This window comes from Candidatus Benthicola sp. (assembly GCF_058719085.1).
The window spans coordinates 1-10635 of record NZ_JBZQEK010000086.1; the positions used below are offsets into that span (position 1 = coordinate 1).

The following is a 10635-nucleotide window of genomic DNA, read 5'->3' on the forward strand; positions in this document are numbered from 1 at the left end:
CGAGGCCGCTCGGGGAGATACCGACGCGGCGGTAGCTGCGCTCAAGGAAGGTATCGAGCTCGAGGAGACCCTCACCTACGACGAGCCGCCGCCCTGGTTCCTGCCGGTCCGTCACGTGCTGGGCGCCGTGCTGGTGGACGCGGGCCGGCCCGCCGACGCCGAGATCGTGTACGAAGAGTCGCTGGATCGCTTCGCCGATAACGGCTACGCGCTTCGGGGCCTCCAGGTCGCGTTGCAGACGCAGGGCGATGTGGCTCGCGCGGATGCCGTCGGGGAGCGGCTGGCTCTGGCCTGGCGCGTCGCCGACGTGGAGCTGCCCGGCTCCCGTTTCTAGCCCTTCGCCCGACGAACCTTCCTGATGCCGCCTCGCTCCCTCCGGACGGGGCGGCACTCCATTGCCGATAGGTACTGCGGCCGGCCCATGACCCACCGCGCACGCGACTTGCACACATCCCCGGGGCACACGAGCCGCGTCAGGCAGGTATCAGACGCGTATCGGGCCGCAGTGGCCGAAAGGCATGGCCGACGGAACACCCGGTCGCGCGCTCTGTAGCCAACGAACGCTGGCTACGATATTCAGAGGTGGGTCGCGGTTTGCACACCAGTCGAGGTACGGAAACGGACATGCGTCAGGAAACCGTGAGGCGTCGACGGCTCCCGGGTCGTCAACGAGCATGCGTGCGGACCGCCTGGGCCGTCACGCTGGGCCTCGTGGCGCACCTGGCGCCGGGCGAGCGCGCCGTGATGGGCCCGACGGCGGTGGCCGGACAGGAGACCGCGGTCTCGGGACGACTCACCACCATCTGGGAAGATCCGCTTCCCGAGCGCGGTGAGCCGCGCCCTCGCCGGTTTCTGTCCAGGACGGACGGAGAACTGATTCCCCTGCGGATCAGTGAGACGCAGCTGCGGTCGATGGGCGGCGCCGAAGCGGCGACCGGCTCTTTCGTGGAGGTCCGTGGAAGCTGGCGGAACCCGCGGAGGGAGCCCGGGGCGGCGGCCGGCCGTGAGCTCGAGGTCAGCGCCATCCGCTTCGCCGCGGATCCTTCGGGGACCCCGCCACCGCCGCAGGGCGCTCCGATCACCGGTTCGCATCCGTGGGTCACGGTGCTCTGCCGGTTCGCCGACTCCCCGACCACGGAGCCGAACCCGCTCTCGTGGTACGAGGGCCTCATGGGAAGCGCCTATCCGGGCGTCGACCACTACTGGCGGGAGCTCTCGTTCGAACAGGCGAACGTCACGGGGAGCGTGGCGCACGGGTGGTACGACCTTCCGGAGCCGCGGTCGACGTACGTCAACGACTCGACGTCGACCGCCAACCTCCAGCGGCTGAAGGAGGACTGCGCCGCCGCGGCCGACGCCGACATCTACTACCCGGATTTCGTGGGGATCAACTTCCAGTTCAACGAGGACCTCGGCGGGTTCTCCTGGGGCGGCAGCTCGACCCTCGCGATCGACGGAACCTCCCGGTTCTACCGGATGACCTGGCTCGCCGACTGGGCCGACCACGTCACCTACACGCACGAGATGGGGCACGGCTTCGGCCTGCCGCATTCGTCGGGTCCCTACACGGCCGTATACGATTCGAACTGGGACGTGATGAGCGGGGGGTGGAACCCGGCGACGTACGATCCCTTCTGGGGCTACATCGCGCCTCACACCATCTCCTATCACAAGGATCTGCTGGGCTGGATACCGGCGAACCGGATCTACGACGCGGCGCCCGGGTCGACCGAGACCATCACCCTGCACCGACTCGGTGACCTCGGAGCGGGCGGCGACTACCTCATGGCCCGTGTGCCCCGCATCGATGGCACGTACTACACGGTCGAGGCGAGACGCTTCGTCGGGTACGACGTGAACCTGCCCGACTCCGCCGTGATCCTGCATCACATCCGGGATCGCGCGTACGTGGTCGATCCCGACGACAACGGGAATCCCGACGACGAAGGGGCCCGCTGGGACCCGGGCGAGACCTTCGCGGACCCCGACAACGGGGTGTCCATCACGGTCGACGCGATCACGCCGCAGGGCTACGTGGTCACCCTCTCGGTCGCGGAGCCGGGTCACATCGTGATCGACCCGGATTCGATCGCCTTCGGCATGGAGCAGGGGATCAGCCCCGACCCGAAGTTCTTCGCGGTCCGAAACCTCGGGATCGGTGAGATGCAGTGGTCGGCGGCCGTGGACGTTCCGTGGCTGGAGCTGAACGCGACGTCGGGAACGCTGCCGCCCAACAACTCGGTCGGTCTGTCTGCGACTGTCGCGTCGGATCTCGAGCCGGGTACGCACGAGGGCACCGTCACCGTCAGCGCCAACGCCGACAACTCGCCGCAGCTCTTGAACGTCACGGTGGAGGTGCTCGCGGCACCGGTACTGATGATCGTCGCGGAGCCCCTGGACCTGGAGACCGTGGTGGGCGTCGATCCACCGGTACACGAGATCCGGGTTCGGAACGACGGAGGAGTGGAGCTGGAGTGGTCGGCTTCCTCCGACGTGCCCTGGATGGCGATGGTGCGGGGATCCGGCACCCTGGCGCCGGGCGCGAGCGAGACGGATACGGTGACGATCTCCGTGGAGGGGCTCGATCTCGGAGACTATTCGGGAGCGATCACCTTCGAAGGCAACGCGTCCAACGCGCCGCAGGTGCTGGAGGCCACGCTGAGCGTCACGAACTGGCCGTCCATCGCTCTCACCGGGACGCTGGCGTTCGAGGCGTACGAGGGGGACTCACCGGAGGTCCAGGTTCTCAGCCTGTCCAACGATGGGGACGGCACCCTGAACTGGTCGGCCTCCGCCGACTCCTCCTGGGTCGCCGTGAGCCCCGACTCGGGACTCCTCCCGGCCGGCTCGTCGGCGGAGTTGGAGGTGGTCGTGAACGGGTCCGGGCTGTCCGCCGGATCGCGGACCGCCGTGATCACGGTCTCGGGCAATGCCGACGATTCCCCGCAGACCGCGGAGCTGGAGTTCTCGGTGCTGGAGCGACCGGTTCTCGCCGCGGAGGATGTGGCGGACCAGCTCATGGGGGTGCGCAGCCCGCTCGGGGCTTCGGATCTCGAGTACCTCGATGCGATCGGCAACGGTAACGGAGGCTTCGATGTCGGCGACTTCCGGGCCTGGCTGATCCGTGAGGGCCTGGTCAGCCCGGGAACAAGGCCCGAAGTGGAGGAGGTGTCCCCATGAGCGCCCGGTCTCTTCTTCTCCTCGGGGTCGCGGGAGTGATGGTGTTGGGGTGCGGTGGAGACGATCCCACCGGCCCGGCGGAACCTCAGCCCCAGCCGGGACAGCTCCAGGTCACCCTGTCGGGCGGCCTTCCGGCGGGCGGCCTCGTGCTGACCGTGACCGGCGAGGGCATCAGCGCGCCGACGGCGCTCTCCGGCGGCACGCTGTACTACGATCTCTCGGGAAGCGAGCTGCGCGCCGTGCTGGTCGCCTCTTCGCTCGCGGGACCGGTGCTGCGCTTCTCGGTTCCCGATGTCCGGGATGCGGACCAGTATCAGGCGAGTCTCGAGCAGGTGGCAGGAACGGACAACGAGTCCCGCTCGACCTCGGCCCACGCGGTCACCGTGTCCGTGGTGCCCTAGGACCGAGGGGGCGCCGGAAGCTCGTCGTCGCCCGTCAGGCCAGCAGGATGGGCGTCTCGTGGGCCGTGACCGGGACCACGAGCAGCGGACAGGGGGCCCGCTTCACGACCTGCTCGCTGTGACTTCCACGGAGCGCATCGAGGATTCCGTTCCGTCCGTCGCTGGCCATGACCATGAGGTCCGCCGGGAGCTCGTGGGCCACGGAGAGGATCGCCTCCACCACCTCTCCCTTGCCGATCCGGCGCTCCCAGCGGATTCCCTCGTGCTCAGGGAAGTCGAGGCGAGGGAAGTCCTCGCCCACGTGCATCGCGTGCAGCCGGACTTCCTCTCCATGGGCCTGGTGCGCCGCGATCGCGGTCCGGGCGGCCAGGGTGACCGCATTCTGAGCGTCCGGCGATTCCGCGACCGGTACCAGAACGTCCCGGGCCGTGAGGCGGCCCGACGAAGAATCGATCACCCCACGTCCCGAGGCCGGAACGAACAGCGTCGCCGTGGCGGTGCGGTGAGCCATCGGCTCGGAGACCGACGGCCGGAGCCAACGCGACGGACCGGCCTCCCCTCGGGTGGCCAGCACCACCAGATCGGCCTCCGCCTGCTCGGAGTACTCGAGAATGGCCGCGAGCGGACGGCCCCGGATCACCTTCTTCTTAACCCTGACCTTGAATTCGTCGTACACGGCGCTCCGCGGCGCTCCGGGCTCCAGGAGCCCCCAGCGCTCCAGCACCTCCCTCACGGAAGGGAAGCTCTCCCCGGAGTCCAGATCGCCGACGTGAAGCAGGGTGAGGGAGGTCTGGCGCAGCAGGGCGATCCCGAGCGCGTGCTCGAACGCGGGCAGAGAGGCGCTCGACAGGTCCGTGGGGTGCAAGACGCTTCTGACGATCGGGATGCGTCCGGGAATCGCGTTCAAGATCTCTCCAGGCACGGGTCATCGTCTCCTGCGAACCTCGAATCTTCTCGCGACCGGCCTTTTCCGTCCAGCCTGTCCTTCGGGTTCCAGTGAGCGTCGACTCTGATTACTCTGGGCTACTGGAACGGAGGGCAGGCGAGCCTTCCGTCCTTCCCCCCTGAATGGAGGCGCTCGTGGTTCGTTCGCTCGCCGCAGGATTCGTGGCCCTGTTGTTGTTCAGTTCTACCGTGTCCGCGCAGGAAGCGCTCATCAAGAGCGCGATGAGCGCCGGGCCGAGTTCGATCTCCGCCGATGCGACCATACTGGACTGGGAGATGAACGTGCTGAGGGAGGGCACGAACGAGTGGACCTGTCTCCCGGATCGGCCGGACACGCCCGACACCGATCCGTGGTGCATCTCCGGGCCGTGGATGAGCTTTCTGCAGGCCTACGTGACGCAGACCGAGCCGGAGTACGATGAGATCGGCATCGCCTACATGCTCATGGGCGATTCACCCGTGAGCAACACGGATCCGTACCAGACCGAGCCGACCGGACCGGAGGACTGGGTGACGGACGTCGGCGCACACCTCATGCTCCTGGTGCCGGATCAGAGCATGCTGGCTGGCATCTCGACCGATCACCGGAACGGTGGCCCCTGGGTGATGTGGCCGAACACGCCGTACGCCCACGTCATGATCCCGGTGGAGTCGCGCTGGTCCGCGGATCGCTGAGGTCGCTCCAGAAGACGATGGGAACCGGGGCTTCCGGCCCCGGGCCATTCAGAGCTGGATCTTCTCGCGGGCCCGGGAGCTCCCGGGCCCGTTTCAGTGCCACTTCGCCCGGCGGCTCCACAACCAGACTGCGAGCAGGACCACGAGGATCGCCGCCATGAACCCGATGGGAAGGTCCTGCATGGACTCGGAGCCGAGTCCGAACCAGCCGGCCTCGGTAGCGACCCAAAGGAATAACAGACCGGCGACGAGGACCACGAAGATCAAGGTCTCATCCCGCCTTCTGTGCCTGAGTCAGGCCCGCGGTCGCCGCCCACAGAAGCAGGGTCATCACGATCGCCGAGGTCACGCACCACATGCACGTCGCCCCGATCACGAAGGGTTCCAGCGCGGTGAGGTAGATCGAGAACAGGGTCCCGCCCAGCGCCAGAAGCCACAGGCCCGCGGCGAGGATCCGGTTCCAGCGCGCCGGCCCTCGATCCCGCAGCAGCCAACCGAGCCCGAGTGCCGCATAACCGTAGAGTCCGAGGATGCCCACCGGCAGGACTCCGAACAGCCGGGCATACGGGCTCTGCTGAACGGCATTGCAGTCACCCACGGGACCGCACACCGCTTCCGAGTACGTGAGTTCCACCCAGCTCAGATACGCCGCTACCACCAGGCCGATGATGATCAGGATCGCCACCACCGCTCCCGGCCAGCTCGGCAGCGAACGGCGCCGCACCGTCACGCCGAGCACGATCACCACCGAAGCGACCATTCCGAACAGCACGATCAGGGCGATCGAATTCCCCTTCGGGTCCTGCGCGAACTTCTGCCACGGAGTGAGACGCAGCGTCGTCGACTCCGCTTCCGCGAGGTCCATGACCGCATTCCGCAGACCTCCCGGGGGAGGCACGAGCGTCGTTTCCGCCGACACGATCTCCGGGGACCTGAGGTCCTCGGCCGACACGGCCGGAGCTGCGACATCCGATATGTCTTCGTCCCTCCGCCCCGGAGCGCCCGCCGGCGCACCGGCTGACTCCTCCATCGGAAGCGTTTCGTCGGCGACCTGAGGGGTCTCGTCCCGGACGGCCGCACCCTCTCCGGCGACCAACGGATCTCCCTGCGCCAGCTGCGGAGGCGGCGATCGGTCCTCGACCTCCACCCCGGACGCGACCAGGGCCTCCTCCAGACCCTCGATCGAGGGCCAGTCGATGCCACCGGCCGCGAGGCCCTCTTCCACGATCCCGGGGAGCTGATTCGGGATGTCGAAGGAGCCCACGAGGGCGCGATCGGCGACGGCCAGCAAGGGAACGCCCAGCTCGTTGGCCGGAATCCCGTAGCGCCGGCCGGCTGCCTGAAAGAGCCGCTGCCCCTCGAGCGACTGAACGTTGATCACGACGATGACCAGAGACTCTCCGAATCGTTCGACGATCGGGGGCAGTCCGTTCGTGATCACGTCGTGACAGTGCGGACAGGAAGGCGAAAAGAAGAGTACCGTCCGGACCTGGGGCGGCGCTTCCTGAGCGGCATTCACCGGGACCGCGAACAGGGCGAGGCAGAGCACGAGAGACGCGAGCCGCTTCATCGGCGGAAGTCCATGGATCGAGTCGGATGCGGGCGTCCAGGTCGGCCGTTGCCCCGTTCCGGGGTCAAGATACGCTCCCGGGTCTCCCGGGTAACCCCCGGCGGCCTTGATTCGCGCCCTGCCCCCGACCCATTCTCAGGTGAGCCTCCGTTCGACCACCCAAAGCGGAAACAGGGAGCCGATGAAGAACCGGTACTTCGTGACGCGAGCCGGGTCGGGCATCACGGAAGTGGACGCCGTCCCGAAGGCGGGGGACGGCGGGTGCGTCTGGGTCGACGCCGAAGCGTACGAGGCCGCCGAGCTGACCGGATTCCTCCGGTCACACGGTTTCAGCTCCATGGCGATCCGGGCGGCGGTACGCTCGAAGGGAAAGACCCGGGTGGTCGCCTTCGACTCGGAGGTGTTCTTCGAGCTTCCGGCTCTCGCGACGGACATCGGTTCGCAGCGCGTGGCGCTGGCCTTCCTGTGTCGTCCCGGCCTCTGCATCACCCTTCACACCGAGCCCGTGAAAGGACTGTCCCGAACGGCCGATCAGCTGGATGCGGATACGGAGGCCGAGCTCATGGACCTCTCCGCGGTGATCGGGGCCCTGCTCGCGGGCCTCTCGCGGCGTGCGGTCGATGCGACGGACGAGATCCGGGAGAAGGTGCTGTCGATGCAGGATCAGATGGATGACGAGCCCGCGCAGGTCGATCCTTCCGAGATCCACGAGAGCAGCAGCGGGATCCGTGCCCTCGATGCCGTGATCAGCGAGCGGATGGTCGTGCTGGACCGTCTGCGGTTGCTCGAGTCGCCCATCATCAACCTCGCCAACGATCGTGACTACCGGATCGCGGCATCGGACACGCAGTACCTCGATCGGGCGATCGACCGGCTGGAGAAGCGGGTGGATGGGCTGCGCGAGCAGTACGCCATGCACCTGCAGGATCGCACCAGCCGAAGGCTCGCCGTGCTGACGGTTCTATCGGCGGTGTTCCTCCCTCTTACCCTCCTCGCGGGCATCTACGGCATGAACTTCCAGGTCATGCCGGAGCTCACGTATCCCTGGGGCTACCCGACCGTGCTCGCCCTCATGGTCGCGATCGGGGCCGGGATGATCCTCTTCTTCCGCTCCCGGGGGTGGTTCGACTGAAGCGCGAAAGGAAGGTGGACCCATGACTCTCGAGATTCTGACGGCGTTCCTGGCCTGGTGCACGCTGTTCAACCTCGTGATCCTGTTCCTGTGGTGGCTGGTGCTCGCCTTCGGAGGAGGCTGGATGCGCCGGCTGCACGGCCGGTGGTTCGACATCGGGGACGCCGAGATGGCCGCCGTGCACTATCGGGTCCTGGCGCACTTCAAGATCCTCTGGGTCTTCTTCAACCTGACGCCGTACCTGGTCCTGCGTCTGATCTTCTGAAGGGCTGAAAGCCGGAGCGGAGCTTCCCCCTCGGCCGTGCAGCCCAACTGCCGGCGTGCGTGTTCATCAGGGTGGCACCCATGTGATAGGGGGGCTCCATGAAGGGACGCGAGGGACGGTTCGTACTCGTCGCTGGTCTTGCGGTCCTGTGCTCGGCACTCATCGGCTGTTCGGACTCCACCGCACCCGAGCCGGTTCGCGATCTCCTGCGAAGCAGCGAGCACTTCGACTTCCGATCCAACACGGCGAACGCGGCGGACGTCGAGATGGAGGTCGGCCTGCAGGAGGCGGAGGAGCACTGGATCGCCATTCGGGACCTCGTCGGTGCCGAGCGCATGCCTTCCGACAGGGTCACGGTCGTGCTGGAGGGGGACTACCGTTCCGATCGCACCGGTGGATACGTAGACGAGAACGGCTGGGTGCACATCTCCCGATACAGGCAGGACCTGGGAGGGTACTTCGGCGTCCTCGCCCACGAGCTCGCGCACGCAATCCGCTATTCGTACTGGCATGAGTTCGGCGTCGGAGCCTGGGACAACTTCGGGTACATCGAGGAGGGGTTCGCCGAGTTCGTGGCGATCGAGGTGGACCCCGACAAGCCGGGCTTCCCGTTCTACGGGTATCCGCCCGACGTCATCACGGGCGAGAGGCTCGCGCGGGGCGAAGGGATCCCGCAGTCCGTGATGCGCGCGCGACACGATCTGAACACTCCCTGCCAGTGGCAGACCTACATGCTCCGTGCCTCCTGGTTCCGGTACGTCGACGAGACGTTCGGCAGGGAGGTCGTGCTCGCCATCGCGTATGCGGAAGTCGAGACGACGGACGCGATGCTCGAGAGCCTGCTCGGTGAGCCGCTCGAGCAGGTGGATGCCGACTGGGAGGCATGGCAGTGGGCGCGGTACCAGGCGATCCCTGACGCCGCCGAGATCGCCGCCCCCTACCTCGACAAGTTCGGGGGCGAGGAGATCTGCACGGAAGGCGTCGACTGGTAGGGACCCGTCGGGTCCGAGCTCCCGTTCGTTTCCGCCCAGCGGCTCGGCCCATTCATGATGTACAGTTAACTTGACAAAATGTATAGTTGACTGTACATATCATCCATGAAGTCGAAACACATCCGCAACCAGGTCAGGCAACACCGGCTCCTGCTCGACGGCATGACCCAGGAAGAACTGGCCGAGCGGGTCGGCGTAACGCGGCAGACGATCCTCTCGATCGAGAGGGGGCGGTACAACCCGTCGGTCGGACTCGCGCTGCTCCTGGCGGAAGTCTTCCAAGTGTCCGTGGAGGACCTGTTCGAGATCGATCGGGAGGATGGTCATGAGTGACCGACCCAACAGGCGCGGGCTGCCCGGCATGCCCGGTCTGATCGCTGGAGCGTTGACGATCCTCGGCGTCCTTCTGTTCATGTTCGTGCACAAGGGGCTGCTGGTGGTCGCGGGACTGGGGATCTTCGGGCCGGGAATCCTGCGGGAGCTCGGCTGGCTCGGCGACCACGACGAGTTCCAGCGGCAGGCTGCGCACAGGGCCGGGTATCACGCGTACCTGGCGGGAGGGTTCGCCGCCCTGTTGATCTTCGCTGCGCTCGAGGCACTGGGTGATCGCCTGCACGTGTCGTCGGACTGGGTCCTGCTGATCCTCGTCGTGCTCTGGCTGGCGTGGATGTTCAGTTCTCTCATGGCCTACTGGGGAGCCCGCCGAACGGCGTCGACCGTACTGCTGGTATTCGGATCGTTCTGGGCCGTGTTCGCGATCGCGACGGTCATCAGCGAGGCAACCGGCGCCAGCGCGGGCGACGCGCTCGTCGGCGTGCTGGCGTCCATCGGCATCGTGGGTCCGTTCTTCCTTCTCGCGTGGACGGCGCACCGCTGGCCGCGGTTGACCGGGGCGCTCCTCCTCCTGGTATCGGCGGTCTTCCTGGTGATGTTCAAGCCGGGGGCGGGTACTCAGCGCTGGTCGACCACGCTTCTGACGGACGCGCTACTCATCGTGCCCCTGGCCGCTTCGGGGATCGCGCTGCTGCGTGAACTACGGGTCGGGGGGGAGCGGCAAGAAGACCCCGCAGGATAGAGCCTGGTCGCACTTCTTTCGGCGTCATCCGAATCCATCCCGGAGCTTCCTTTGACTCCCGCTTGACTACGCCCGCGTAATGTCTCGGTACGCCCTCCGCGCTGCGAACTGAGCTGACAGGCCCGAAACAAGGGGGGTGAGCGATGCCACAGGAGAGGCAGGGGCGTCCGAAGTGGCCGATGCACGTCGCTCTCGGAGTGCTGCTGGTGATCGAGATCTTCCTTCTCGTCAAGCTGTTCGGTGAGGGAGGTACGGAGTGGACGTTGATCGTGAGCTCGGTGGGTATCGTCGTGCTCTGCGCCCTGACCTGGCGTGGATCCCTTCTGGGCCGCTGGACCCTGGTCGTCTTCCTGGCGTGGCGGTTGATCGAGATCGGGCTGGATGCGAGCCGCCATTTCAC

Annotated in this window: 13 protein-coding genes; 10 read left to right on the forward strand and 3 right to left on the reverse strand. The window is 67.0% G+C overall.

The window, feature by feature from the left end; genetic code table 11:
- The 3 genes from AC36XV_RS06430 to AC36XV_RS06440 all read left to right on the forward strand — a co-directional run.
- A partial coding sequence (locus AC36XV_RS06430) for a tetratricopeptide repeat protein (protein WP_492202854.1) occupies window positions 1-334 on the forward strand: 334 nt, incomplete at its 5' end.
- A gap of 344 nt (window positions 335-678) precedes the next feature.
- Window positions 679-3180: a BACON domain-containing protein gene (locus tag AC36XV_RS06435; protein ID WP_492202855.1), complete on the forward strand. Its 2502-nt coding sequence runs from the start codon at window positions 679-681 to the stop codon at window positions 3178-3180.
- Window positions 3177-3581 carry a hypothetical protein gene (locus tag AC36XV_RS06440; protein WP_492202856.1) on the forward strand — a complete coding sequence of 135 codons (405 nt, stop codon included), beginning with the start codon at window positions 3177-3179 and terminating at the stop codon, window positions 3579-3581. Before AC36XV_RS06435 ends, AC36XV_RS06440 begins: the two co-directional genes overlap by 4 nt.
- A gap of 34 nt (window positions 3582-3615) precedes the next feature.
- Here the strand turns inward: AC36XV_RS06440 and AC36XV_RS06445 are convergent, their stop codons facing one another.
- Window positions 3616-4488 carry a universal stress protein gene (locus tag AC36XV_RS06445; protein ID WP_492202857.1) on the reverse strand — a complete coding sequence of 291 codons (873 nt, stop codon included), beginning with the start codon at window positions 4486-4488 and terminating at the stop codon, window positions 3616-3618.
- Window positions 4489-4661: 173 nt separating this feature from the next.
- Between AC36XV_RS06445 and AC36XV_RS06450 the strand changes: the two genes are divergently transcribed.
- Window positions 4662-5201: a hypothetical protein gene (locus AC36XV_RS06450; protein ID WP_492202858.1), complete on the forward strand. Its 540-nt coding sequence runs from the start codon at window positions 4662-4664 to the stop codon at window positions 5199-5201.
- A gap of 93 nt (window positions 5202-5294) precedes the next feature.
- On the opposite strand, the gene AC36XV_RS06455 is transcribed toward AC36XV_RS06450, so the two are convergent.
- Both AC36XV_RS06455 and AC36XV_RS06460 read right to left on the reverse strand, forming a co-directional pair.
- Window positions 5295-5468 (reverse strand): hypothetical protein, encoded by a 174-nt coding sequence (locus AC36XV_RS06455; RefSeq protein WP_492202859.1) that lies wholly within the window; start codon window positions 5466-5468, stop codon window positions 5295-5297.
- Window positions 5469-5472: 4 nt separating this feature from the next.
- A complete protein-coding gene (locus tag AC36XV_RS06460; RefSeq protein ID WP_492202860.1) occupies window positions 5473-6771 on the reverse strand; it encodes a vitamin K epoxide reductase family protein in 1299 nt (432 codons plus the stop codon).
- 181 nt (window positions 6772-6952) lie between these two features.
- On the opposite strand from AC36XV_RS06460, the gene AC36XV_RS06465 reads away from it, so the two are divergent.
- The 6 genes from AC36XV_RS06465 to AC36XV_RS06490 all read left to right on the forward strand — a co-directional run.
- On the forward strand, window positions 6953-7903 hold the full coding sequence (locus tag AC36XV_RS06465) for a magnesium transporter CorA family protein (RefSeq protein ID WP_492202861.1): 951 nt from the start codon (window positions 6953-6955) through the stop codon (window positions 7901-7903).
- Between the two features lie 22 nt (window positions 7904-7925).
- Window positions 7926-8168: a DUF6868 family protein gene (locus AC36XV_RS06470; RefSeq protein ID WP_492202862.1), complete on the forward strand. Its 243-nt coding sequence runs from the start codon at window positions 7926-7928 to the stop codon at window positions 8166-8168.
- A 98-nt stretch (window positions 8169-8266) separates the two neighbouring features.
- Entirely contained in the window at window positions 8267-9160 is an 894-nt protein-coding gene (locus AC36XV_RS06475) for a hypothetical protein (protein WP_492202863.1), read from the forward strand.
- A 105-nt stretch (window positions 9161-9265) separates the two neighbouring features.
- Window positions 9266-9493 carry a helix-turn-helix transcriptional regulator gene (locus AC36XV_RS06480; RefSeq protein WP_492202864.1) on the forward strand — a complete coding sequence of 76 codons (228 nt, stop codon included), beginning with the start codon at window positions 9266-9268 and terminating at the stop codon, window positions 9491-9493.
- A complete protein-coding gene (locus AC36XV_RS06485; RefSeq protein WP_492202865.1) occupies window positions 9486-10235 on the forward strand; it encodes a hypothetical protein in 750 nt (249 codons plus the stop codon). The genes AC36XV_RS06480 and AC36XV_RS06485 overlap by 8 nt, the downstream gene beginning before the upstream one ends.
- A 179-nt stretch (window positions 10236-10414) precedes the next feature.
- A partial coding sequence (locus AC36XV_RS06490) for a hypothetical protein (protein WP_492202866.1) occupies window positions 10415-10635 on the forward strand: 221 nt, incomplete at its 3' end.